Source organism: Pseudomonas sp. RW409 (assembly GCF_003184125.1).
Lineage (GTDB): Bacteria > Pseudomonadota > Gammaproteobacteria > Pseudomonadales > Pseudomonadaceae > Aquipseudomonas > Aquipseudomonas chlororaphis_I.
This window is the reverse complement of sequence record NZ_QHHP01000002.1, coordinates 15,374-37,812: the sequence shown is the minus strand read 5'-3', so window position 1 is coordinate 37,812 and position 22,439 is coordinate 15,374. Positions and strand designations below refer to the sequence as shown.

The following is a 22,439-nucleotide window of genomic DNA, read 5'->3' as shown; positions in this document are numbered from 1 at the left end:
GCGCTTAGCGTTCCAGGTCCAGGCGCTCATGCCACTGGGCGATGGACTCCTCGGGGTAGTGGGCGAATTGCAGGTCGTGGGGATGCCAGTCGATTTCCACCCAGGGCGCCCTGGAGTCGAGCATCAGGTGGGTGTGTTCCGGCGGTATCGGCAACGGTGTGTCGATGGCCGAGGCAAAGGGATGGATCAGTTCCGGCCACTGCGGGCTGAACAGCCACAACCCGGAGCCGCAGCGGCTGCAGAAATGCCGTTCGGCGCTGCTGCGCCGGGCGCGTTTGCCGGGTTCCCTGAGCAGCGCGTGGTAGATCGAGATGTGCTGGCGGCCGCGGACTTTCAGGCTGGCGGCATCGCCGCCGAGGTTGATCGCATACCCACCGCCGCCCTGGGTCTTGCGGCAGATCGAGCAGTAGCAGCGTTGATAAGGGTAGGGGTGGGCGCTGTTCAGGCTGAAGTGGACAGCGCCGCAATGGCAGGAACCTTCGAGTTGCATGACGACCTCCGACGATCCATGGGCTATGACCGTCAGCCTAGCCGCTGTCGGCTGGAGCGTTCGCCATGGGCGCTGGTCGGCGCCGGGTTGACCCTGTAGCTACTTCAGGCTTTTTACTCTCGACTCTCTTTATCAGGAGTGATCGACATGAGCTTTCTCGAACGTTTGCTGGGCGGCCATCGGGGCCGTGGGCATGGCGGTTATCAGGGTGGGCACCACAGTAATGTGCATGGCAGCGGGCATGGCCAGCGCGCAGACGGTGGAGCGCCGCCAGCGGGCGGCCCGCTGTGCCCGGACTGCGGGGCGAACAACGCGGCCAAGGCGCGGTTTTGCCAGCAGTGCGGGACTTCGTTGCAGCCCGCCGCGTGCCGCCAGTGCGGCAGCACGCTGGCCGCCGGCGCGCGGTTTTGCCCGCAGTGTGGCGGGGCGGCGGGCTGAAGCCGGTTACAGCGCCAGGTGGTAGCGGACCTGGGTTGCATCGTCCGGGTCGATGGCGCGACTGAAGCCCAGGGTCGCCGACAGTTCGCGCATGCGGTGGTTGGCCGGGCAATCCAGGGAGTACATCTGCTTGAAGCCCTGGTCCTTGGCCCGGGCGATCAGGTGGCGCATGAGCAAGGCGTCGAGGCCCTGGTGCTGCCACTCATCGGCCACGGTCACGGCAAATTCACAGGTGTCCGCGTCCGCGCCGATGGTGGCGTAGCGGCTGATGCCGATTTCCCGCAGCAAGCCGTTGTCGTGGACCAGGGCCACGTAAGCCACGCGTTCGCTGCCGTCGACGTCCATCAGCTGGCTGAGCAGGGCCTCGCCGACTTCCTTGACTTCACCCAGGAACCGGTGGTGCCGGGTGGTTGGCGAGAGGTTCTCGATAAAGGCCTTTTCCCGGTCGCGGTCTTCGGCGCGCAGCGGGCGGATCAGCACCGGGCTGCCGTCGTTGAGGGCGTCTATCCAGTGTTCGCCTTTCTGTTGAGCGAAGGCGGCCAGGGCAGGCGTATGGATGGCGGTGCTGGTCATGGGCAAGTCTCCGTGAAGGTGCAGAGGATTGCCTGAACATTCACACCTGTCAGGCGCCAGGCCCTTGATTCAGGTCAACGCGCCGCGGTGTCGCGGAGGGTTTTGCGCCAGGAGGCAGGTTGGCCGCGACCATCAGGCCTCGGGCATCAAGGTGGCGATCAGCGCCCGCACGGTGCCGGGCAGGGCCTCCAGCTCACGGACGATGATGCTGCGCTCGCGCACCGCCCAGGCCTCGTCGAGTTTCACCGTCACCAGCTGCATGGTGCGGCTGTGCCGGATGGCGGCCGACTCGGGAATGATGCCGATACCGACGCCGGCCTCGACCATGCGGCACACCGCTTCGAAGCTCGACACCTGGATCCGCAGCGACAGCTGCTTGCCGGTGCGCTCCACGTGTTCGCGCAAAAAACTCAGCAAGGTGCTGCCTTCGTGCAGGCCGATGTGCTGGTAGGCCAGGGTCTGCTCCAGGGTCACCGCCGGCTGCGTCGCCAGCGGGTGGTCGACCGGCAGGATCAGCACCAGGTGGTCGGTGCTGAAATGCAGGACCTGCAGGCCGCTGGCTTCCACCGGGCCGGCGATGATGCCCATGTCGGCGGTGCCGTCGAGCACGCCACGCACGATGTCCCGGGACAGGCGCTCCTGCAGGTCCACCGTGACCCCCGGGCGTTTCGACAGAAAGCCGGCGAGGATCTCCGGGAGGAACTCGGTGACCGCCGTGGTGTTGGCGAAGATGCGCATATGCCCGGTGGAGTCGCCGCCGTATTGGGCGAACTCGCTTTTCAGGTAATCCACCTGGCGCATGATCAGCCGCGCATGCTGCAACAGGCGCTCGCCCGCCGGAGTGACTTCGACGCCGCGGCTGTCGCGGTACAGCAGGCGGGTCTCGAGCTGGCTTTCCAGGGCCTTGATCCGCGCGCTGGCCGCCGCCGGCGAGAGAAAGGCGCGCTTGGCGCCCTGGGTCAGGCTCGGCGATTCGGCGATATGGATAAACAGGCGCAGGTCGGCCAGATCGAAATGCATGGGCGGCTCCTGGGAGGGAAGAGGGGCAAAGCGGCGTTCAGCATAACCGAACGCCGGTTTATTGAAATGCAAATTCTCAGAACGCACAGCGGCTTGCATGATCGGGCGCACCACCACTGCAACAGGACCCGACCCGATGAGCGTGACCGACCCCAGCGCCTGGATAGGCCGAAGCCAGCAAGCCCGAGACCTGCTCAGCGACAACCTGCTCAAGCGCATCGCCGCGACCTTTGGCGAACCCGTGCCGGCCCATGGCGAGGCCTTGCCACCGCTGTGGCAATGGTGCTTTTTCCAGGAGCCGCTGGCCGAAAGCGCCCTGGGCGGCGACGGCCATCCGGCCCGTGGCGGCTTCCTGCCGCCGGCGGCCAATCGCAACCGCATGTGGGCCGGTGGCCGGCTGGAGTTCTTCGAGCCGTTGCGCGCCGGTTTCGCCGCCGACTGTGTGTCGACCATCAGCCATGTCGAGGAAAAGACCGGGCGCACCGGCGCGCTGCTGTTCGTCACGGTGCGCCATGAGTATTCCCAGGACGGTCGCCTGGCGATTCGCGAAGAGCAGGACATCGTCTACCGCGAGCCGACCCCGCCCAAGCAAGCCAGCGGCGAGCCATTGATCCAGGGCGACTGGCGCGAGCCTGTCGAGCCCAGCCCGACCCTGCTGTTCCGCTACAGCGCCGTGACCTTCAACGGCCATCGCATCCATTACGACTTTCCCTACGTCACCGAGACCGAAGGGTATCCGGGGCTGGTGGTGCACGGCCCATTGATCGCCACCCTCAGCCTGCGGGCGTTCTGCCGCGCCCATCCCGGGGCCCGGTTGCGGCGCTTCGCTTATCGCGGCCTGCGGCCGTTGATCGCGCCGCAGCCGTTCGAGGTCGGCGGGCGCATCGTCCGCCCCGGCGTCGCCGAACTCTGGGCCGGCAACGACGCCGGCCTGGCCCAGCGCGGCGAAGTGTTGTTCGACCCGATCCCACAACAATAACCACAGGCGGAGAGCCGTTCGATGAACCCCAGCAGCAATGAACAATTGAATGCCATCCGTGAAGGCGTGCGAGCCCTGTGCGCGGACTTTCCCGCCGAATACTGGCGCCGGATCGACGAGAAGAAGGGTTTCCCGCAAGCCTTTGTCAAAGCCATGACAGACGCCGGCTGGCTCTCGGCGATGATCCCGGAGCAGTACGGCGGTTCGGGCCTGGGCCTGGCCGAAGCCTCGGTGATCCTGGAAGAGGTGAACCGCTGCGGCGGCAACTCCGGCACCGTGCACGGGCAGATGTACAACATGTTCACCCTGTTGCGGCACGGCAGCGAAGCGCAAAAAAGCTGTTACCTGCCCAAGCTCGCCAGCGGCGAACTGCGCCTGCAATCGATGGGCGTCACCGAGCCCACCACCGGCACCGACACCACCAAGATCAAGACCACCGCGATCAAGCGCGGCGACAAGTACGTGATCAATGGGCAGAAGGTGTGGATCTCGCGCATCCAGCATTCCGACCTGATGATCCTGCTGGCGCGCACCACGCCGCTGGCCGAGGTCAAGAAGAAGTCCGAAGGCATGTCGATCTTCCTGGTCGACCTGCGCCAAGCCATCGGCCACGGCCTGACCGTGCAGCCGATCGCCAACATGGTCAACCACGAGACCAACGAGCTGTTCTTCGACAACCTGGAAATCCCCGCCGACAGCCTGATCGGTGAGGAAGGCAAGGGTTTCCGCTACATCCTCGACGGCCTCAACGCCGAGCGCACCCTGATCGCCGCCGAGTGCATCGGCGACGGCCGCTGGTTTATCGAGAAGGCCAGCCAGTACGCCCGCGACCGCGTGGTGTTCGGCCGGCCGATCGGGCAGAACCAGGGCGTGCAGTTCCCCATCGCCGAAGCCCATATCGAGATCGAGGCCGCCGACCTGATGCGCTGGCGCGCCTGCGAGGAATACGACAGCGGCCTGAACGTCGGGGCCAGTGCCAACATGGCCAAGTACCTGGCGGCCAAGGCCTCGTGGGAGGCGGCCAATGCCTGCCTGCAGACCCACGGCGGTTTCGGCTTCGCCAATGAGTACGACGTCGAGCGCAAGTTCCGCGAGACCCGCCTGTACCAGGTGGCGCCGATCTCCACCAACCTGATCCTGTCCTACGTCGCCGAGCACCTGCTCGAACTGCCGCGCAGCTTCTGAGGAACCGAGCATGAGCCATACCCAAGCCTTGGCCGGGTTCCTTGCCGGCCTGAGTTACCCGCAGCTGCCCGACAGCGTGCTGGCGCGCACTGAAGAGCTGTTCCTCGACTGGCTCGGTTCCGCCCTGGCCAGCCAGGGCGCGCATCCGATTCCGTTGTTCGAGCGTTACGCCCGGCATATGGGCCCGGCCGATGGCCCGGCGCGGATCCTGGTCAACGGCCGGGGTAGCTCGGCCTATTTCGCCGCCCTGGTGAACGCCGCGTCTTCCCATCTGGTGGAGCAGGACGACCTGCACAACAGCTCGGTGTTGCACCCGGCCACCGTGGTGTTCCCGGCGGCCCTGGCGGCGGCCCAGGACCTGGGCAAGTCCGGCCGCGAGCTGCTGCTGGCGGCGGTGGCCGGCTACGAGGCGGGGATCCGTATCGGCGAGTTCATGGGCCGTTCCCATTACCGGATCTTCCACACCACGGCCACCGTCGGCACCCTCGCCGCGGCCGTCGCGGTGGGCAAGCTGATGGACTTCGACCAGGCGCAGTTCATCAACCTGCTGGGCAGCGCCGGGACCCAGGCCGCCGGGCTCTGGGAGTTCTTGCGCGACGCCGCGGACTCCAAGCAGCTGCACACGGCCAAGGCCGCGGCTGACGGGCTGCTCGCCGCCTACCTGACCCGCGACGGGCTGACCGGCGCGCGCAATATTCTCGAAGGCGAGCAGGGCCTGGCCGCGGGCATGTCCTGGGATGCCGAGCCGAGCAGGCTGTCCGATCGGCTCGGTTCGCGTTGGGCCTTGCTGGAGACCTCGTTCAAGTTCCACGCCTCCTGCCGCCATACCCATCCGGCCGCCGATGCCTTGCTGGCGCTGATGCAGCGCGAAGGCCTGAGCCATGGGCAGATCGCCCGGGTGGAAACCCGCGTGCACCAGGGCGCCATCGATGTGCTGGGGCGGGTGAGCGTGCCGCAGACCGTGCACCAGGCCAAGTTCTCCATGGGCACCGTGCTCGGCCTGATCGCCGTGCATGGCAAGGCCGGGCTGCCGGAGTTCCATGAGCTGGCGCTGAACGATCCGGCGGTGGCGGCGTTTCGCGACAAGGTGTCGATGGTCCTCGACCCCGAGGTCGACCGCGCTTACCCGCAACGCTGGCTTGGCCGGGTAGTGGTCAGCACCGACGACGGTCGTACCTTGCACGGCGCCATCGACGAGCCCAAGGGCGATCCGGGCAATGGCCTGTCGCGGGCGGAGCTGGAAGACAAGTTCCAGCGCCTGCTGCGCTTCTCCGGCGCACGCACGGCGGAGCAGGGCGCGGCCCTGATCCGCCAGGTATGGAACCTGCGCGACACCGCGCGACTGAACGAACTGCTCTGAGCCCGCCCCGAGGACGCTTTATGACACTCAATACAACACAACCCCGGCCGCTGGACGGCATCACCGTGGTCAGCCTGGAACACGCCATCGCCGCACCGTTCTGCACCCGCCAACTGGCCGACCTGGGCGCCCGGGTGATCAAGGTCGAGCGCCCCGGCAGCGGCGATTTTGCCCGCGGCTACGACGAGCGCGTGCGCGGCCTGGCCTCGCATTTCGTCTGGACCAACCGCTCCAAGGAAAGCCTGACCCTGGACCTCAAGCAGGACGCCGCCGGCGACATTCTGCAAAGCCTGCTGGCCCAGGCCGACGTGCTGGTGCAGAACCTCGCGCCGGGCGCGGCGGCGCGCATGGGCCTGTCGTTCGAGGCGCTGCATCAGCGTTTTCCGCGGCTGATCGTCTGCGACATTTCCGGTTATGGCGAGGGCGGCCCCTATGAGAAGAAAAAGGCCTATGACCTGCTGATCCAGAGCGAGGGCGGGTTCCTGTCGGTGACCGGCGGCCCGGGCGAGGAACAACTGGCCAAGGCCGGCTGCTCGATCGCCGACATCGCTGCCGGCATGTACGCCTACAGCGGCATCCTTTCGGCGCTGTTGCTGCGCGGCAGGACCGGGCAGGGCAGCCGCATCGACGTGAGCATGCTGGAAAGCCTGGTGGAATGGATGGGCTACCCGATGTACTACGCCTTCGACGGCGCGCCGCCACCGCCACGGGCCGGCGCGGCGCACTCGACCATCTACCCCTACGGGCCGTTTCCGGCGGGGGACGGCGGCACCGTGATGCTCGGCTTGCAGAACGAGCGCGAATGGGCGGCGTTCTGCGACAAGGTGCTGTTGCTGCCGGAACTGGCGGGCGACGAGCGCTTCTCGGCCAACTTCAAGCGCTCGGCCAATCGCGAGGCGCTGCGCCAGATCATTGTCGACAGCTTCGCCCGGCTGACGGTGGAGGCGGTGATCGAGCGGCTGGAGCAGGCGCAGATCGCCAGTGCCCGGGTCAACGACATGAAGGGCGTGTGGCAGCACCCGCAACTCAAGGCCCGCGACGGCTGGCGCGAGGTGGACAGCCCGGCCGGCAAGCTGCCGTCGCTGCTGCCGCCGGCGCGCAACGCCGCGTTCGAGCCGCGCATGGACGGCGTCCCGGCGCTGGGCCAGCACAGCGGCGCGATCCTCGCCGAACTGGGCCTGTCCGCCGAGGCCATCGAACAGCTGCAGGCCAACGGCGTGATCTGAGACCTGCAGGCTTGTACGGCTTCTGTAGGAGCAGCCGGTCGACGCTCGATTGCTGGCGATGGGGCCCTTGGGGGTTGCATCGATCTTGCGGGCCTCATCGCGGGCAAGTCGGATCGCCGCCCGCTCGCTCCTACAGAAGAGGAAATCTGTCGTGGCCTGGTGTCCGGGGCGCGATAACACGGTCTGTGGACCTGGTATTTATTACAAGGAATTCAACATGCCCAACCCTATTGTCCGTTCTGCCTTGTTCGTGCCGGGCAGCCGTCCCGAGCGTTTCGGCAAGGCCCTGGCCAGCGGCGCCGATGCGGTGATCGTCGATTTCGAGGACGCCGTGGAAGAGCCGCTCAAGCGCCAGGTCCGGGACAACCTCGAGCAGTTCCTCAGCAGCCAGCCCCAGGTCAGGCTGTGGGTACGGGTCAATGCCCCGGAACATGCCGAGCATGCCGCCGACCTGGTGTTCTGCAAGCGTCACGCCGGGGTCGTCGGCATCCTGCTGCCCAAGGTCGAAAGCGCCGCCCAGGTGGCGACCGTGGCGGCTACTGGCAAGCAGATCTGGCCGATCATCGAAAGCGCGTGCGGGCTACTGGCCCTGGCGGAAATCGCCCGGGCTCCTGCGGTGCAGCGCCTGTCTTTCGGCGGCCTGGACCTGGCGCTGGACCTTAACCTCAGCAGCGGTTCGGCGGCGGCGCAGTTCGCCCTGGACCAGGCGCGGTTGGCGCTGATCCTGCATTCGCGCGCCGCCGGGTTGGTCGCGCCGCTGGATGGCGTGCACCCGGCCATCGACGATCCGCAAGGTTTGCGCCACTCCATCCGCCACGCCTACGAAATGGGCTTCGGCGGCGCCTTGTGCATCCACCCGAAACAGGTGCCGGTGATCCACCAGGCCCTGGCCCCCAGCGCCGAGGACCTGGCCTGGGCGCAACGGGTGGTGGACGCCGGCAGCCACGGCGCCGGCGCCTATCAGATCGACGGCCAGATGGTCGATGCGCCGGTATTGCTGCGAGCGCAGCGACTGCTGGCGCTGAACCCGTGACAGCCGCAACCTGGTCGGCGCGTTACCAACTGCCATAGGGAATGCCGTACTTCTCTATGTAGCGCTTGGAATTCTCGGGTAGCGGGTAGTAGTGCCCGTTTGATTTACCCAGGTGCGGCCCCAGCGGTTCAATCTCAGCTTGCGCACGGGCGACTTTGACTGTGTTGCGGCATTCATCTCTGACCCAGACTTGTACGATGCCACCGGGGGCCAGGCCTAAATAGAGCGATGCCATATAGCGAGCAGTCTGATGCGGAGTTTCCGGGCAGCGTCGGTTAGTCGAGGTGGTCATGATTTTCCGGGCCTCTTCCGGAATATCCACCCATGCCCGATAGGCCTGTGGCTCTACGACCGATTGCCAGCGTACGAAAATGCGCTTGGGCAAGTCAGCGCCAACCACTGACTTAGCGCTACCTCCACCCCCACCACCCCATCCTCTGGCCCACTCTTTGTTGTAACCCATATCTCCACCCGCAGCGGAACCGCCGCCAGTACGACGGAATAGCTTGCCGTTGATATCTTCAACGGCGCTGTCTTCAACCCAAACTTTCATATAGAACGGCTCGATGAAGCCAAGCTCCCACCAAGGATCTTTGGGGTCGTTTTTTCCGGATAGGGGGTCGCTGGCCTGACAGCCAGTCAACAGCAGTGCGCCCAGCAGGGCGATGAATACTCTCATTACCAAAGCGTCCAGCCAGGCGCATGAGAGGACAGGGCTTATTAGCAAAGCGCTCTTCATATACAGAAGGGAAGTTGCTTACCAACTGTCATAGGGAATTCCGTATTTCTCTATATAGCGTTTGGACTTCTCGCTGACCTTATAGGCGTAACGCCCATTGTTTTTTCCTTGGTCCGGTCCTAATGGCTCAACTTCTGCTTGGGCCCGGGCTACTTTGACAGGGTGACGGCATTCATCCCTTACCCACACCTGAACGATGCCGCCAGGGGCCAGGCCTAAATAGACTGATGCCATATAGCGGGCAGTCTGATGCGGAGTCTCCGGGCAGCGTCGGTTAGTCGAGGTCCACATGATTTTTCGGGCTTCTTCCGGGATATCGACCCAGGCGCGATAAGTCTGTGGCTCTACGATGGATTGCCAGCGGACATAAATTCGCTTGGGAAGGTCTGCGCCAACTACCGATTTACCGTTGCCTCCAACTCCACCACTCCATCCTCTGGCCCACTCTTTGTCGTAACCCATGTCGCCACCCGCAGCGGAGCCGCCACCGGTACGAGTGAATAGTTTGCCGTTGACGTCCTCAACGGCGCTGTCCTCGACCCAAACCTTCATGTAGTACGGCTCGACGAAGCCAAGCTCCCACCAGGGATCTTTGGGGTCGTTTTTTCCGGATAGGGGGTCGCTGGCCTGACAGCCAGTCAACAGCAGTGCGCCCAGCAGGGCGATGAATACTCTCATTACCAAAGCGTCCAGTCAGGTACGTGAGGGTGTTGCACCCGCACGGCATCTGCCGTGGGGGCGTTGATATAAACGACTTTAAGGCTGCCGCCATCCTGTTTGCCAAGCGGGTGGTTCCAGTGGGCCGAGAGATGGATATAACGCAGCTTGAGCATGGTCTCCTCGGCTGGAGTCGTACTGTAGTCACCAGCGATAAACCTGTCACAAAGCTTTTGAAGCTCCAATGGAATCGCATACTCGGTTGTTTCTGGGATGTCCTCGAACTGCACACCGTTCTCCTTGGCCAGTTCATACATGACACGTAGATACACCTTCGCCAGCTTGTTGCTCATAGGCCTCTTGAGCTGTACACCGACATACACCCGATTTTGTCGTAAGCCGAGGCGGTCCTGTGAATCCTGAGGTAGCAACATCGGTTCTGGTGTGACGATCTCCAGCCATTGTGCGGGCCAGCCCTTGGCCAACCAGCGTTTTCTTGTCTGGGCCGCTTCCCGGTAAATCGAGGTCTGGGTCACGTCAGTATTGATTGGCACTTCCAGCGCTTGCATCGGACTGACCAGGACACACTCCTGCACCTCATCCAGATAACCGCCGCCGACATCCGAGTGTGCGCCGGGCAGGGTGATTTCCATGTGGTCGGGTTTGACCCGGCTCAGGGCAAAGTTGGCGCGGTACTCGTCGCGGGCGACCAACTGGACTACTGAGCGAAAGTATCGACGGTCGAGGTGCAGTTTGATTCCTGGGGTAATGGCGCTGCGCACGTTACCCAGATTACTCACGCCGGCAACCGACGGCACCGTATCGAATAGACCAATAAAACCCATGTCGACATCGTGGCCGTACTGTCGATTGAAGTTAGGGCTGAAGGCTTTGGACTGGTCGTGCAGAATCAGTTCAAGCGGGCCAAGCCAGCGCACGACTTCATTGGCGAAATGTCGGGCTGCTGCGGCGCCTCGGCTAAAGCCGAAGGCATCGAAGGTCAGCGAAGTGATTTCACTTTCGGGATTATCTTCGTGGACTTCACGGATACGTTCCTCGATCGCACGAAATGCTTTCCGCACGCATCCTGAGATTCCTGTGTCGCCACGCCCTGTACCCGAGGTGATCAGGCTGTCTTTTTCACCTGGCTGTGTGCCGATCCCATCGATGTAGATTGAGCGAAAGGCTAGATTTTGTATTTCTCCACCTTCGACTTTCCGGTTGGAATAGTACAAATCACTCAACCGCTTAACATTACTCACATCATTCCCATAACTGCTCTCCGGATCCCTCATATACGGCTTGCAACTGCCATCAATATCCCTGGCTTCGATAGGATTCTGCGCCCCGCAAATCTGGCCCATGGCCGAGTTGCTGGCGTTGTTGCCGGTGCCATCAAAGAACACACCGATGCGCAGCGCCACCTGGACCTTTTCAGGCGGTGGTGCGGGCTCTTTGGCGTATTTCTCGTACTGGGCCCAGAGCTGTTCGCCGTAGCTGGGTTGTTCGGTCTCGGCGGAGCGTTCAGCAGAGTGCTGGTTGGGGTTGGCGGGCCGAAGAAGGCTGGGCATTGGCCCGGGTCCGTTGCTGGCCATGGGTGGTCCTGGTTCAGGCGAAAGGGGCGCTGGAAACCGTACCGGGAATGGCGGGCGATGGATTTAGGAGGAATCTGCAAGAGGCTGGGCAGGTGCTGATTCCGGCGTAGGGGAAATGGAATTTCAGAGGGGGATTGCCGAGCGCGCGCGGCGTTCGGCTGAGGCGAACGCGGGTATCAAAAATTCAAAATTCTCAATACGCGTGCCCTTAGGCACTCTGCGATCAACCACAACAATAAGAAGGTGAAGTCCATGTTCAAGCTCTCCCGGGCGTTGTGCTGTGCCGCCGCATTGCTGGGCGCCGGTCTCGCGCAGGCCGCCGACCCTATCGTGATCAAGTTCGCCCACGTGGTGGCGGAAAACACCCCCAAGGGCCAGGGCGCCCTGTTGTTCAAGAAGCTGGCCGAGGAGCGCCTGCCGGGCCGGGTCAAGGTCGAGGTGTACCCGAACTCCTCGCTGTTCGGCGACGGCAAGGAAATGGAGGCGCTGCTGCTGGGCGACGTGCAGTTGCTCGCGCCATCCCTGGCCAAGTTCGAGCAGTACACCAAGAAGATCCAGATCTACGACCTGCCATTCCTCTTCGACAACCTCGCCGCCGTCGACCGTTTCCAGCACGCCGAGGGCAAGCAACTGCTGACCGCCATGCAGGACAAGGGCATCCTCGGCCTGGCCTATTGGCACAACGGCCTCAAGCAGCTGTCGGCCAACAAGAAACTGGTGGAACCCAAGGACGCCCGCGGCCTGAAGTTCCGTGTGCAGGCCTCCAGCGTGCTGGAGGAGCAGTTCAAGGCGGTGCGCGCCAACCCGCGCAAGATGAGCTTCGCCGAGGTCTACCAGGGCCTGCAGACCGGCGTGGTCAATGGCACCGAGAACACCTGGTCGAACTATGAAAGCCAGAAGGTCCACGAGGTGCAGAAGTACTTCACCGAGACCGACCACGGCCTGATCGACTACATGGTGATCACCAACGCCAAGTTCTGGACCGGCCTGCCGCCGGATGTGCGCGGCGAGCTGGAAAAAATCATGGCCGAGGTCTCGGTGGAGGTGAACAAGCAGGCCGAAGCCCTGAACCAGACCTCCCGGCAGAAGATCATCGATGCCAAGACCAGCGAAATCGTCGCCCTGACCCCCGAGCAGCGTAACGAGTGGCGCGAAGCCATGCGCCCGGTGTGGAAGAAATTCGAGGGCGATATCGGCGCCGACCTGATCCAGGCCGCCGAAGCCGCCAACCAGGCGCAATAACGCCCTGCATCCCGGCCGCTGCGCTCGCAGCGGCCCATCGGCAGCCGTTATCGGGCTGCACTCCACTGGCACTTTCGCGGAGAACCTCAATGCACAGGCTGAGGCGGTTCTGGGAACATTTTGAAGAGGCGTTCATCGCCTTCCTGCTGGCGGCCATGACGCTGGTGACTTTCGTCTACGTGGTGCTCAACAACCTGTACCCGCTGTTCTATGCCATCGGCGACGCCTGGGAAGGGGGCAGCGCGCTGTTCCTGGGGATCGGCGACTTCCTCATGGAGCTGGCCCAGGAGATGGTCTGGAGCGTGGCGCTGACCAAGATGCTGTTTGGCTGGCTGATCTTCTTCGGGATTTCCTACGGTGTGCGCACCGCCGGGCACCTGGGGGTGGACGCGCTGGTCAAGCTGGCCTCGCGCCCGGCCCAGCGCCTGCTGGCGGTGATCGCCTGCCTGTGCTGCATGGTCTACGCCGGGCTGTTCATGGTCGCCAGCTTCAAGTGGCTGATGGCGCTGATCCAGGCCGGCATCGAAGCCGAGGACCTGGACCAGTTCGGCATTCACCTGTCGCATATCGCGATGATCGTGCCCTTCGGTTTTGCCCTGGTGCTGATCCGCTACCTGGAAATCATGTGGCGCATCCTCATGCGCGGGCAGATCAACCTGGGCCTGGCCGATGAGGCGGCCGAGGCCAGCAAGCTTGCCAGTCACCACGAGGATCAGCACTGATGGCCATTCTCTGCCTGTTTCTGATGCTGTTCGTCTTCATGTTCCTCGGCGTGCCGATCGCCATTTCCCTGGGACTCGCCGGCGCCACCTCGATCCTGCTGTTCAGCCCGGACTCCTTGAGTTCCCTGGCGATCAAGCTGTTCGAAACCTCTGAGGCCTACACCTTGCTGGCGATCCCGTTCTTCCTGCTGTCCGGGGCCTTCATGACCACCGGCGGCGTGGCGCAGCGCCTGATCGATTTCGCCAATGCCTGCGTCGGGCACATCCGCGGCGGCCTGGCGATTGCCGCGGTGCTGGCGTGCATGCTGTTCGCCGCGCTGTCCGGTTCGTCGCCGGCAACGGTGGCGGCGGTGGGCTCGATTGCGGTGGCCGGCATGGTGCGTTCCGGTTACCCACGGGAGTTCGGCGCCGGGATCATCTGCAACGCCGGGACCCTGGGCATCTTGATCCCGCCGTCGATCGTCATGGTGGTGTACTCGGCGGCCACCGAAACCTCGGTGGGCAAGCTGTTCATGGCCGGGGTCGTCCCGGGGCTGCTGCTGGGCGTGATCCTGATGGTGGTGATCTACATCGTCGCGCGGATCAAGAAGCTGCCGGCGCAACCGCGGGTGTCGTTCCGCGAATGGCTGAGCACCGCGCGCCGGGCCTTCTGGGGCCTGCTGTTGCTGGTGATCATCCTCGGCGGCATCTACAGCGGCCTGTTCACCCCGACCGAAGCGGCGGCGGTGGCGGCGGTGTATTCGGCCTTCGTCGCGCTGTTCGTCTACAAGGACATGCGCCTGCGCGACTGCCCGAAAGTGCTGGTGGAGTCGGGCCGGCTGTCGATCATGCTGATGTTCATCATCGCCAACGCCATGCTCTTCGCCCATGTGCTGACCACCGAGCAGATCCCGCAGCAGATCACCACCTTCGTCATGGATGCCGGGCTGTCGCCCATCGGCTTCCTGCTGATGGTCAACGTGGTGCTGCTGGTGGCGGGTAGCTTCATGGAGCCCTCGGCCATCGTGCTGATCCTGGCGCCGATCTTCTTTCCGATCGCCATGAAGCTGGGCATCGACCCGATCCACCTGGGCATCGTCATGGTGGTCAACATGGAGATCGGCCTGGTGCATCCACCGGTGGGCCTGAACCTGTTCGTCACCTCGGCGGTGACCGGCCTGAGCCTGGGCCAGACCATCCGCGCGGCGCTGCCGTGGCTGATGATCCTGCTGGCGTTCCTGATCCTGGTGACCTACGTGCCGTTCATTTCCCTGGCGCTGCCGAACTGGTTGGGGATGAACTGAAACGCTGGGCGTACATGGTCTCTGTAGGAGCCAAGCTTGCTGGCGATGAGGGCCTTTGGGGCGATGCTGTTCTTGAGACCGTCATCGCGGGCAAGCCTCGCTCCTACGGGGGCGTGGTGCGGAATCGAGATGGACACGTTTCTGTGGGCGCCAGGCTTGCCGTGATCAACCCTCGTTCAACGCGCCGGCACCCGCCACAGATACCAGGCCGCCACCGTGCGGTGCGGGCGCAAGGACAGGCCGATCTCGATCATCTGCTTGCGCGTCGGCTGCCGCTCCAGGCCTTTCAGGCGGCGGTAGCCTTCGCGCACGCCGAAGTCGTCGGCGGGCAGGATGTCCAGGCGTTCCAGGCTGTAGATCAGCAGCATCTCCACGGTCCAGCGACCGATGCCGCGCAGGCTGGTCAGGCGCTCGATCAGCGCCTCATCGTCCATGGCCCGGGCCGTCTCGTAATCCGGCACCACACCGCGCAAGGTCGCCTCGGCAATACCACGAATGGTGGCGATCTTGCCGGCGGAAAAACCGCAGGCACGCAACTGCTCGAAATCGGTGGCGAGGATTTGTTCGGGGGAGGGGAAGGCCGCCGGGCCATACAGGCCAAGAAAACGCCCGAGAATCGCATCGCCAGCGCGGGCGTGCAGCTGCTGATAGGCAATCGCCCGCACCAGCGCCTCGCAGGGCTCGCGGGCCGGCTTGGCCTGGTGCAGGCACGGGCCGACCGCCTCGACATGACGAGCCCAGTCAGGGTCGAGCCCGGCCAGAAAGGCGCGGGCCTCAAGCAATGGATCGGGCATGGAAAGTCCTGGGCAATGGGCGTCGCCAGAGATTAACCAGCAATGCCCGGCGCTGCACTCGGTCTCTTGCGCTGGAATTGCCTGAGCTAGATCGAACGCTGATTGACCCGGCTGGACAGTGCCGCGGCGCTTTCCTTGCGTTCCGAATAACGGTCTACCAACAGGTCGGCGCGGCCGCGCAGGAGCAGGGTGAACTTCATCAGTTCTTCCATCACATCCACCACCCGGTCGTAGTAGGGCGAGGCCTTCATGCGGTCGTGGTCATCGAATTCGAGAAAGGCCTTGGGCACCGAGGACTGGTTGGGGATGGTGAACATGCGCATCCAGCGGCCCAGCACACGCAGCTGGTTGACCGTGTTGAACGACTGCGAGCCGCCGCAGACCTGCATCACCGCCAGGGTCTTGCCCTGGGTCGGGCGTACCGCGCCGAGGGTCAGGGGGATCCAGTCGATCTGCGCCTTGAACACCGCCGACATCGCGCCATGGCGTTCCGGCGAGCACCAGACCTGGCCCTCGGACCACAGCACCCGTTCGCGCAGTTCCTGGACCTTGGGGTGATCCACCGGCGCATCGTCCGGCAGGGGCAGGCCGCTGGGGTCGAAGATGTAGGTTTCGGCGCCGAGGAATTCGAGAATGCGCGCCGCTTCCCGGGTCAGCAGGCGGCTGAACGAGCGCTCGCGGGTGGAGCCGTAGAGCAGCAGGATGCGCGGTTTGTGCGCGGCGGTTGCCTGGGTTTCCAGATGCTCCGGCGCCAAGGCTTGCAGCAGTTCAAGGTCAAGGGCGGACAGCTGTTCTTCGCTGTGCTTTTGGTCGTCGCTCATCACAGCGCTCCGATGCGGTCGAGGGCATTTTTCAGCTCGGTGGGCGAAAGGTGGTCGAGGTCCAGGGCGAAGAAGGCGGCGAAGCGCTGGCGGATTTTCTGCACGGTCTGCTCGAAGGCGGCCTGGATCGCCTGCTCATCGCCCTGGACTTCCGAAGGATCTTCCAGCCCCCAGTGGCTTTTCAGCGCCGGGCCGAAATACACCGGGCAGGGCTCGCCGCCGGCCTTGTCGCAGACGGTGATGACGATATCGGGCGGATTGTCGGCGAAGACTTCCGAACCTTTGCTGTACAGGCCTTTGGTGCTGACGCCGGCCTGTTCCAGGGTGGCCAGGGCGCGGGCGTTGAGCGTGCCACTGGGGAAGCTGCCCGAACTCACCGCCTGATGAGCGGCCGGCGCCAGATGGTTGAACAGGGCTTCGGAAAGAACGCTGCGGCAGCTGTTGGCGGTGCACATGAAGAGGATTTTCATCGGGGCTTCCGGGTAGAAGGATTGAGCCATGGGGTTAAACAGGCGTCACTGGCTTGAATATATGGTTATTCGAATATACGGATGCGAAGGCGCGTTGCCAAGCTGCCGATAGGGCCGGGCGACCGAACGCAGGCTGCGTGTCTCGGTCCGGATCGGGCAGGGGATTTACCCGGTGTCTATGCTTCAGGTTCGGCGCAGGCTGAAGAGGCCAGGCCTGTCCATGAGGTTTACCGGGCCAGGCTTCATCTCTCTGCCTATGGGTGAACGCTATGCAAACCCCTTCCACACCTCGGGATCCGGACCCGATGTCGCGCGGCACAGCCATCGCCTATGCGATCGGCCTGCCGCTGGCGCTGCTGGGATTGATCTTCCTGCCAGCCGGCACGATCGCCTGGTGGCCCGGCTGGATATTCCTCGCCGTCATGACCCTGGGCTTTGGTGTTTCGGCCCTGGTGCTCGCCCGGGTCAACCCGGTGATCTACCGCGCGCGCAGCCGCTTCCAGGCGGGCACCAAAAGCTGGGACAAAAAACTGCTGGCGATCATCCTGCCGGCGATGGCAGCCGTGCTGCCGGTCGCCGCGCTCGATGCCGGGCGGCTGCAGGGCTCGGCTGTTCCGGCCTGGCTGGTGCTGGCGGGTTATCTGGCGGTGCTGGCGGGCATCGCAGTGACCGGCTGGGCGCAGGCGGTGAATCCGTTCTTCGAGCCGGGCGTGCGGATCCAGTCCGAGCGGCAGCAGCGGGTCATCGATAGCGGGCCTTACCGCTTTGTGCGGCATCCCGGGTATCTCGCCGCGCTGTGCCTGTTCTTCGGCATGGCGCTGGCTTCGTTCTGGGCACTGCTTCCCGCCGCGCTGGCGGCGGCGCTGCTGGTCCTGCGCACGTCATGGGAGGACCAGCTGTTGCAGGCCGAGTTGCCCGGTTATGCCGACTATTGCCAACGGGTGCGCTGGCGCTTGTTCCCCGGCCTCTGGTAATGGCGCCTCCGCGGTAAGGCCAGGGCAATGTCGGGTCTACAGCAGTTGGTCGATCAACACCGCATTGCTATAGATCAGGCTGCCATCGCTGGCTCGATGCCCCACCAGGTGGAACTGGCCGCGGCCGTGCTGCAGGTAGACGCGCATCCGGCAGTCGGACAGGGGGGTGTACCCCTCGGGCATGATCAGCTCCATGGTGTCCATGTCGACGTCGACCATGGCCTCCTGTTCATGGGTTTTCTGCAGACGTTCCTCGGCTTCTTCCAGGCGCAGGTGCAGGGGACCATCGACGTAGAAATGGATCTCTCCCAGCGGCATGGATTTTTGCCCATCGCTGGACTTGCACCAGCCTTCGATCGTCAGGGCGCTCATGACGAGACCTCCATTGTGAATGTCGGGGCTTTGTGGCGCTGCCCCATTCTCAATGCCATCACTGTTCAGACCGCCGCGCGGGCCGGTTCGTTTCCTTGGCGGGCGCCTGGCGGGCTACCGCGGGTCGCGTCAGGTCTTCGCAGGCCGATGGCTGCAGGCGCCAGGCTTTTGCCAGCTTGCGGGCAGCCTTTTCTGGCAGCACCGTGGATCCGCTGTGCCGCACCGCCTTGGCATGCTCGGCAAGCCCTTCGACCAGTGCGGCCCATTCCGGCCGTGGGTCGTTGACATAGTCCCAGCCCAGCCCCAGCCAGGGGCAACGCCCACCGATCCAGGCCTGCACCGCGGGTGTCGCGCGCCGGATATAGTCGGGGGCCTTGGCCGCCTTGGGCCGGAGCGCGCGCGCCTTGACGGCCGGTATTTGCAGCTGTGGGGTGCGGTCTGGCTCCCGGGTCACCCGCATGGCCCCGAGCAAGGCGATGTCGAAAGGCACCGGCTGGCCCTGGGCGGCATAGAAATACGCCAGGCGCCGGATGCTGTCGTAGTCGGCAACGGCGCGGTACAGGTAGGCGCAGATCACCCCCAGCATGGGGTCGGCATGCTTTTTATGGCACACGCCGGCGGCGAACTGGTCGATGTCTTCGGCCTGTAGCCGGCCAGCGGCGAAATCGTCGATCGCGCCGAGCATCGCCAGGTATCTGTCGGGGGCCTTGGGCATTCCGTAGGCCTGGAAAATATCGCCGAGGGGGCTGGGCATCACCACGGCGTACTGACCCGCATAAGGCACCACCGGCGTGAAGGTGCCGTCGGCCAGCGCCACCAGGACCGGCATCCCCTGGGGATCGCTGGGGGCGTGGAACGTCTCGAACAGCGAAGTGCTGTCCAGTCGCTCGATCGGGTTGCGGGACAAGAGCTTCGCGCCCTCGCCGTAGATGATCAGGTTGGCCTCGCCGGGGTCGCCGATCTGTTTCATCCTGCGGCGAACCTCGGTGGCCGCGGACTGGCGCATCTCGGCGGCGGCATCCGCTTCCAGGCGCTGGACCAGCGCCTTGACCTTCTGTCTCTTCTCGGGAAAGCGCGGGCTCTGCTGGCGGAGCACCACCAGGTCCTGCAGCAGCTCCTTGCTGGAGTCGGGAATGCTGATTATCTGGTCGGCGGGAACTGTCAGGTCGTGCTGCTTGAGCCCGAAATCGGCGCCGAGCATGCGCTCGCGAAAGGCCGCGTCGCTGTGGACCCGCTCAAGGTTATGCTCGGCGGAATCCACCGGGCCGGCCGCCGGGGACGGCCCCATGGTGGCGGCGTTGCCCGCGGCTGGCCAGGGCTGCAACCCGGCGGGGCCCGGCAACGGCTGGGCGGTGTTGTAGAGCACGGCCGGTTCCGGATCGACCAGGCACTGCGGGTTGAGCTTGAGGCGATATTCTTTCGCCCGCTCGGTGGTGCGCGAGCGCACGCACATGCCGAGGGTCGCGGTGGTGATCAGGCCATTGCTGATGGCGGTCGGCTCGATGCCCCACAGCGCATCGGCGATCACCCCGGAGAACACGCATTTGCCCGGAGCGCCGGACATCGGCTCGGACACCATGTAACCCAGCTGCCCGTCCTGGCAGGCAGCGAGGCGATCGAACCTGGGGTTTTCCACTTGCGTGCCTTGCACGACGATCCCGCGCACCGCATCCAGTCGCGTCAGGTCGAGGTTCTTCGGCGCTTCGCGGCAGGCATCGGTGATCAGGGTGATGCGCTGCACGCCGTGCAGCAGCAACTCGGTGTAGAACGAGTCGGCCAGGACCCGGTATTTCTGGCGCAGCGAGTCGCTGAACAGCCAGGAGATCGAGCCGATATTCGCGTCGGTCAGGCCATGGCCGCAAAACGCCAGGATCAATTGCTCGACCACTTCGGCGCCCGCGGGGAACAGCTCGTCCACCGCTTGCTGCACCCGCTCGCGGGTGACCGGATTGCCCTGGCCGTCTATGGGGCCGTCGTCGACGATCCTGACGTTGTCGGCGCCGAAGCCCGAGCGCAACGCCCAGTCGCCGATCGAACGGGCGGCAAGCACGGCGCCGTCCAGGTAGGCGAAACGCAGTGTCTGGTTGGGTAGCGGCGTCAGCGTGCTCACGCCGATCGTCAGGCAGGTCCGTCTAGTCATGGGCGTGCGCCACCTTGCGCGTCATAAGGAGCCAGAGATCGAGTCGAGGGAGAATCGCTGGCCAGTGCCAGCGCGGCCGATCGCCCGGTGCCAGGCGTTCGACCAGCATGATGGCCCCGGCCACCAGCATCAGTGGAATGTGCCAGGCCCCGCCCAGCAGCGGCACCAGCATCCAGGCCCAGCACGAAGCGATGCACAAGGCCCCGTGGGTTGCGCCGAACACCAGGCAATCGCGGTCGGCGGCCCAGCCGAACAGGCCGATCCGGCGCAGGCGGTGGCCACGGTTGAGCGCCGCGCGTTGCCACGGGCTGGCACTCCACAGCAGGGCAACCAGCAGGGCCGTGGCCAGCGCCGCGCCGGCGACGCTCAGTTGCAGCAGCAAGGCGAGCCCCATCAGCAGCGGCCCGGCGGCCATCCATAAGATCGTGTAACCGAGCAGGAAGCCGAGCGCCGCACGGATGCGCCGGCGCGGCAGGCTGGAGTGCCAGACATGCAGGAGCGGCATCGCCAGCAGGGGCGGCATCATCGCCAGCAGCATCAGGGCCCAGTCCGCCAGCATCTGCTGCGCCGGGTTCAGCGCCAGTTCCGCTTTCAGCGCGGTGGGCCAGCTGGTGACGATGGACAGCCCACCTACAGCACTGCAGAAGGCGGGAAGGCTGCGGTGCCCGGCGGTGTAGAGGCACAGGGCCAGGCCCAGCCCGGCCGTCGCGAACAGCAACGGCCAGGGCGCCCGGGTGAAGCTGAGCAAGACCGGTCCGGGTTGCATGAGGCGTTACTCAGCTGACGATACCACTGCGCTTGAGCACGCTGATCCGCTCCACGGTCACCGGTTTATCCGCCGAGACCTGCTCGCCCGGGACCAGGGTCACCCGCAGATAGTCCGGGTTGAAGTCGCCGGCATCGGTCAGGCGCTGGGCCAGGTCGGTGATGTCGATGGTATAGCCGAGGCCGTGGCCGCCGTGCCCACCGTCCGGGCGCGAGGCGACGTTCAGCCCGAACAGCGTCAGGCTGCCGGCATGGCACTCGGGATGCTGCTGCGGATCGCTGTCTTTCGGCAGGTTGATGTAGACCGCAAGCTGCGGCGAGGGCGCGGAGCCGCGCACCGATTCCAGCGCCAGGTAGAGCCGGGTCACCGGCTGGCCCAGGTCCGTCGCGCCCATCGCGGCGATGCCGGTGCTGGTGGCCTGGCGGTCGAGGTCGACCTGGGTGCGTACTGGCGAGCCGCCGACCGTGACCACCGATCGGTTGGCGCCGATCGGTTCGATGTTCTGTTGTTCCGGCGCACCCATCTTGACCCGTGTCACAGCCTCTACTCCTGGTTTCACGCCCGTGCCGATGCTCAAGTCGGCATAACGCGGATGCAATTTGCCATCCTTCAACGTGTCGCGGCCGGTGAATTTCATGCCAGGGTCACTGCCACCGACCGCCGGCATGATGAAACGGCGGTCGGCCGGACCGTCGAGCCAGCGCGGATCGCGGACCATGGTCTTGCCCGGGGTGTTCATCCAGGCTTCCCAGAGCCGGTCGACGTTGCAATGGTGCAACCAGAAGATCGGGTCCAGGGCGGCGAGGTACGGATCGGCCATGAAGCCTTCGCCACCGCCGATCAGGCGATGCACGGTGTTGTGCGGGTTGTTCTCCAGGTCGCCGGTCCAGCGGGCGAACTGGGCGAAATTGCCGGTGACCCCGCCACCGAAGCCGATGCTGCCGTCATTGCCGACCTGGAAATCGTTCTCCTGCATCGCCGCCAGGCTGAAGGCATCGAGGGAGTTCGGCCGCAGCGTGGTAAAGCCCTGCCGGCGAGGGTATTTCTTCAGCGGGTTGGGGCTGCCGTCCGGCAGGGTGTCCGCCAGGAACGCCTCCGGAGCCCGCCGCGCGTCCGGGTTTTTGCTATTGAGGTAGTTCCAGTACGGAAGCGCCCAGTCGTCGCCCGTCAGTTCCTTGACCTTGGCCGCGACGATCGCCTCGAAGGCCGCCAGGTAACCGCGGTGCCAGGACAGGAAGTACCAGCTGCCGTGCTGGCACTGGCTGCCGTAGGTGAAGTTGGTCAGGTCCTTGGGAACCGGATCGGAATCGCCCAGGACATTGACCTCGACCCACAACTGCCGATCGAAGCCGTGGATGGCGCCGAGAAACTTCCAGCTGTTGCGGTTGGTGATCGGTAGTTTGTCCAGTTCGCGCATGGCCAGCGCGTAATTGAGCAGGACCTTGTTGTTCCATCCGGAGCCGAGTGTTGCCACATCCTGTCGAATCGTGTTCATGAATGCACCTTCCTTGCAGCATCAGGCCAGGTGGCGCGTGTGGCGCCACACCCCTCGCAATCCTT

The 22,439-nt window shown here is 64.7% G+C and carries 23 protein-coding genes; 10 read left to right on the top strand and 13 right to left on the bottom strand.

The annotated features are described in order from the left end of the window. Positions 1-4: 4 nt before the first annotated feature. A complete protein-coding gene (locus tag DK261_RS00300) occupies positions 5-490 on the bottom strand; it encodes a GFA family protein (RefSeq protein WP_110175135.1) in 486 nt (161 codons plus the stop codon). A 147-nt stretch (positions 491-637) separates the two neighbouring features. Here DK261_RS00300 and DK261_RS00295 point away from each other — a divergent pair, with 147 nt between their 5' ends. Continuing rightward, on the top strand, positions 638-928 hold the full coding sequence (locus tag DK261_RS00295; protein ID WP_110175134.1) for a zinc ribbon domain-containing protein: 291 nt from the start codon (positions 638-640) through the stop codon (positions 926-928). Between the two features lie 6 nt (positions 929-934). On the opposite strand, the gene DK261_RS00290 is transcribed toward DK261_RS00295, so the two are convergent. Further along, positions 935-1,501: a GNAT family N-acetyltransferase gene (locus DK261_RS00290; RefSeq protein WP_110175133.1), complete on the bottom strand. Its 567-nt coding sequence runs from the start codon at positions 1,499-1,501 to the stop codon at positions 935-937. A 132-nt stretch (positions 1,502-1,633) separates the two neighbouring features. Beyond that, entirely contained in the window at positions 1,634-2,521 is an 888-nt protein-coding gene (locus DK261_RS00285) for a LysR family transcriptional regulator (protein ID WP_110175132.1), read from the bottom strand. Positions 2,522-2,657: 136 nt separating this feature from the next. Here DK261_RS00285 and DK261_RS00280 point away from each other — a divergent pair, with 136 nt between their 5' ends. From DK261_RS00280 to DK261_RS00260, 5 genes are all read left to right on the top strand, one after another. Next, on the top strand, positions 2,658-3,500 hold the full coding sequence (locus DK261_RS00280; RefSeq protein WP_177411698.1) for a MaoC family dehydratase N-terminal domain-containing protein: 843 nt from the start codon (positions 2,658-2,660) through the stop codon (positions 3,498-3,500). Between the two features lie 21 nt (positions 3,501-3,521). Beyond that, the gene (locus tag DK261_RS00275) at positions 3,522-4,685 is read left to right on the top strand and encodes an acyl-CoA dehydrogenase family protein (protein WP_110175131.1); all 1,164 of its coding nucleotides are present in this window, start codon (positions 3,522-3,524) and stop codon (positions 4,683-4,685) included. Between the two features lie 10 nt (positions 4,686-4,695). Next, complete coding sequence (locus DK261_RS00270) at positions 4,696-6,045, top strand: MmgE/PrpD family protein (protein WP_110175130.1); 1,350 nt, start codon at positions 4,696-4,698, stop codon at positions 6,043-6,045. A 20-nt stretch (positions 6,046-6,065) separates the two neighbouring features. Next, entirely contained in the window at positions 6,066-7,271 is a 1,206-nt protein-coding gene (locus DK261_RS00265; RefSeq protein WP_110175129.1) for a CaiB/BaiF CoA-transferase family protein, read from the top strand. A gap of 217 nt (positions 7,272-7,488) precedes the next feature. After that, on the top strand, positions 7,489-8,304 hold the full coding sequence (locus DK261_RS00260) for a CoA ester lyase (protein ID WP_110175128.1): 816 nt from the start codon (positions 7,489-7,491) through the stop codon (positions 8,302-8,304). A 22-nt stretch (positions 8,305-8,326) separates the two neighbouring features. Here DK261_RS00260 and DK261_RS00255 read toward each other — a convergent pair whose 3' ends face one another. From DK261_RS00255 to DK261_RS00245, 3 genes are all read right to left on the bottom strand, one after another. Next, positions 8,327-8,983: a DUF2931 family protein gene (locus DK261_RS00255; protein WP_110175127.1), complete on the bottom strand. Its 657-nt coding sequence runs from the start codon at positions 8,981-8,983 to the stop codon at positions 8,327-8,329. Positions 8,984-9,061: 78 nt separating this feature from the next. Then, entirely contained in the window at positions 9,062-9,721 is a 660-nt protein-coding gene (locus DK261_RS00250; RefSeq protein ID WP_009048536.1) for a DUF2931 family protein, read from the bottom strand. Beyond that, the gene (locus tag DK261_RS00245) at positions 9,721-11,295 is read right to left on the bottom strand and encodes a DUF2235 domain-containing protein (RefSeq protein ID WP_110175126.1); all 1,575 of its coding nucleotides are present in this window, start codon (positions 11,293-11,295) and stop codon (positions 9,721-9,723) included. The genes DK261_RS00250 and DK261_RS00245 overlap by 1 nt, the downstream gene beginning before the upstream one ends. A gap of 252 nt (positions 11,296-11,547) precedes the next feature. Here DK261_RS00245 and dctP point away from each other — a divergent pair, with 252 nt between their 5' ends. From dctP to dctM, 3 genes are all read left to right on the top strand, one after another. Then, positions 11,548-12,537 (top strand): C4-dicarboxylate TRAP substrate-binding protein DctP, encoded by a 990-nt coding sequence (gene dctP / locus DK261_RS00240; RefSeq protein ID WP_110175125.1) that lies wholly within the window; start codon positions 11,548-11,550, stop codon positions 12,535-12,537. Positions 12,538-12,626: 89 nt separating this feature from the next. Next, positions 12,627-13,259: a TRAP transporter small permease gene (locus tag DK261_RS00235; protein WP_092418314.1), complete on the top strand. Its 633-nt coding sequence runs from the start codon at positions 12,627-12,629 to the stop codon at positions 13,257-13,259. Continuing rightward, positions 13,259-14,542 carry a C4-dicarboxylate TRAP transporter large permease protein DctM gene (gene dctM / locus DK261_RS00230; RefSeq protein WP_025809386.1) on the top strand — a complete coding sequence of 428 codons (1,284 nt, stop codon included), beginning with the start codon at positions 13,259-13,261 and terminating at the stop codon, positions 14,540-14,542. The genes DK261_RS00235 and dctM overlap by 1 nt, the downstream gene beginning before the upstream one ends. 176 nt (positions 14,543-14,718) lie before the next feature. On the opposite strand, the gene DK261_RS00225 is transcribed toward dctM, so the two are convergent. From DK261_RS00225 to DK261_RS00215, 3 genes are all read right to left on the bottom strand, one after another. Further along, positions 14,719-15,336 (bottom strand): DNA-3-methyladenine glycosylase, encoded by a 618-nt coding sequence (locus DK261_RS00225; RefSeq protein WP_016702634.1) that lies wholly within the window; start codon positions 15,334-15,336, stop codon positions 14,719-14,721. An 86-nt stretch (positions 15,337-15,422) separates the two neighbouring features. Beyond that, positions 15,423-16,157, bottom strand: a complete 735-nt coding sequence (arsH, locus tag DK261_RS00220; RefSeq protein ID WP_110175124.1) for an arsenical resistance protein ArsH — start codon at positions 16,155-16,157, stop codon at positions 15,423-15,425. After that, complete coding sequence (locus tag DK261_RS00215) at positions 16,157-16,627, bottom strand: arsenate reductase ArsC (protein ID WP_038579708.1); 471 nt, start codon at positions 16,625-16,627, stop codon at positions 16,157-16,159. The genes arsH and DK261_RS00215 overlap by 1 nt, the downstream gene beginning before the upstream one ends. A 305-nt stretch (positions 16,628-16,932) precedes the next feature. On the opposite strand from DK261_RS00215, the gene DK261_RS00210 reads away from it, so the two are divergent. After that, entirely contained in the window at positions 16,933-17,601 is a 669-nt protein-coding gene (locus DK261_RS00210) for an isoprenylcysteine carboxylmethyltransferase family protein (RefSeq protein ID WP_110175123.1), read from the top strand. 36 nt (positions 17,602-17,637) lie between these two features. Here the strand turns inward: DK261_RS00210 and DK261_RS00205 are convergent, their stop codons facing one another. From DK261_RS00205 to DK261_RS00190, 4 genes are read right to left on the bottom strand one after another with little or no spacing between them, the layout of a single operon-like run. Continuing rightward, positions 17,638-17,973, bottom strand: coding sequence for a hypothetical protein (locus DK261_RS00205; protein WP_009048545.1), 336 nt, complete (start codon positions 17,971-17,973; stop codon positions 17,638-17,640). Positions 17,974-18,031: 58 nt separating this feature from the next. Further along, a complete protein-coding gene (locus DK261_RS00200) occupies positions 18,032-20,113 on the bottom strand; it encodes a hypothetical protein (RefSeq protein ID WP_110175122.1) in 2,082 nt (693 codons plus the stop codon). Continuing rightward, on the bottom strand, positions 20,106-20,879 hold the full coding sequence (locus DK261_RS00195; protein WP_016702630.1) for a DUF2182 domain-containing protein: 774 nt from the start codon (positions 20,877-20,879) through the stop codon (positions 20,106-20,108). Before DK261_RS00195 ends, DK261_RS00200 begins: the two co-directional genes overlap by 8 nt. A gap of 10 nt (positions 20,880-20,889) precedes the next feature. After that, complete coding sequence (locus DK261_RS00190) at positions 20,890-22,374, bottom strand: tyrosinase family protein (RefSeq protein ID WP_110175121.1); 1,485 nt, start codon at positions 22,372-22,374, stop codon at positions 20,890-20,892. Positions 22,375-22,439: the final 65 nt, after the last annotated feature.

What these genes read in the sequence shown, in the direction of transcription:
- DK261_RS00300 (WP_110175135.1), bottom strand. Translation starts at nt 490, where the DNA reads ATGCAACTCGAAGGTTCCTGCCATTGCGGCGCTGTCCACTTCAGCCTG.
- DK261_RS00295 (WP_110175134.1), top strand. Translation starts at nt 638, where the DNA reads ATGAGCTTTCTCGAACGTTTGCTGGGCGGCCATCGGGGCCGTGGGCAT.
- DK261_RS00290 (WP_110175133.1), bottom strand. Translation starts at nt 1,501, where the DNA reads ATGACCAGCACCGCCATCCATACGCCTGCCCTGGCCGCCTTCGCTCAA.
- DK261_RS00285 (WP_110175132.1), bottom strand. Translation starts at nt 2,521, where the DNA reads ATGCATTTCGATCTGGCCGACCTGCGCCTGTTTATCCATATCGCCGAA.
- DK261_RS00280 (WP_177411698.1), top strand. Translation starts at nt 2,658, where the DNA reads ATGAGCGTGACCGACCCCAGCGCCTGGATAGGCCGAAGCCAGCAAGCC.
- DK261_RS00275 (WP_110175131.1), top strand. Translation starts at nt 3,522, where the DNA reads ATGAACCCCAGCAGCAATGAACAATTGAATGCCATCCGTGAAGGCGTG.
- DK261_RS00270 (WP_110175130.1), top strand. Translation starts at nt 4,696, where the DNA reads ATGAGCCATACCCAAGCCTTGGCCGGGTTCCTTGCCGGCCTGAGTTAC.
- DK261_RS00265 (WP_110175129.1), top strand. Translation starts at nt 6,066, where the DNA reads ATGACACTCAATACAACACAACCCCGGCCGCTGGACGGCATCACCGTG.
- DK261_RS00260 (WP_110175128.1), top strand. Translation starts at nt 7,489, where the DNA reads ATGCCCAACCCTATTGTCCGTTCTGCCTTGTTCGTGCCGGGCAGCCGT.
- DK261_RS00255 (WP_110175127.1), bottom strand. Translation starts at nt 8,983, where the DNA reads ATGAGAGTATTCATCGCCCTGCTGGGCGCACTGCTGTTGACTGGCTGT.
- DK261_RS00250 (WP_009048536.1), bottom strand. Translation starts at nt 9,721, where the DNA reads ATGAGAGTATTCATCGCCCTGCTGGGCGCACTGCTGTTGACTGGCTGT.
- DK261_RS00245 (WP_110175126.1), bottom strand. Translation starts at nt 11,295, where the DNA reads ATGGCCAGCAACGGACCCGGGCCAATGCCCAGCCTTCTTCGGCCCGCC.
- dctP (WP_110175125.1), top strand. Translation starts at nt 11,548, where the DNA reads ATGTTCAAGCTCTCCCGGGCGTTGTGCTGTGCCGCCGCATTGCTGGGC.
- DK261_RS00235 (WP_092418314.1), top strand. Translation starts at nt 12,627, where the DNA reads ATGCACAGGCTGAGGCGGTTCTGGGAACATTTTGAAGAGGCGTTCATC.
- dctM (WP_025809386.1), top strand. Translation starts at nt 13,259, where the DNA reads ATGGCCATTCTCTGCCTGTTTCTGATGCTGTTCGTCTTCATGTTCCTC.
- DK261_RS00225 (WP_016702634.1), bottom strand. Translation starts at nt 15,336, where the DNA reads ATGCCCGATCCATTGCTTGAGGCCCGCGCCTTTCTGGCCGGGCTCGAC.
- arsH (WP_110175124.1), bottom strand. Translation starts at nt 16,157, where the DNA reads ATGAGCGACGACCAAAAGCACAGCGAAGAACAGCTGTCCGCCCTTGAC.
- DK261_RS00215 (WP_038579708.1), bottom strand. Translation starts at nt 16,627, where the DNA reads ATGAAAATCCTCTTCATGTGCACCGCCAACAGCTGCCGCAGCGTTCTT.
- DK261_RS00210 (WP_110175123.1), top strand. Translation starts at nt 16,933, where the DNA reads ATGTCGCGCGGCACAGCCATCGCCTATGCGATCGGCCTGCCGCTGGCG.
- DK261_RS00205 (WP_009048545.1), bottom strand. Translation starts at nt 17,973, where the DNA reads ATGAGCGCCCTGACGATCGAAGGCTGGTGCAAGTCCAGCGATGGGCAA.
- DK261_RS00200 (WP_110175122.1), bottom strand. Translation starts at nt 20,113, where the DNA reads ATGACTAGACGGACCTGCCTGACGATCGGCGTGAGCACGCTGACGCCG.
- DK261_RS00195 (WP_016702630.1), bottom strand. Translation starts at nt 20,879, where the DNA reads ATGCAACCCGGACCGGTCTTGCTCAGCTTCACCCGGGCGCCCTGGCCG.
- DK261_RS00190 (WP_110175121.1), bottom strand. Translation starts at nt 22,374, where the DNA reads ATGAACACGATTCGACAGGATGTGGCAACACTCGGCTCCGGATGGAAC.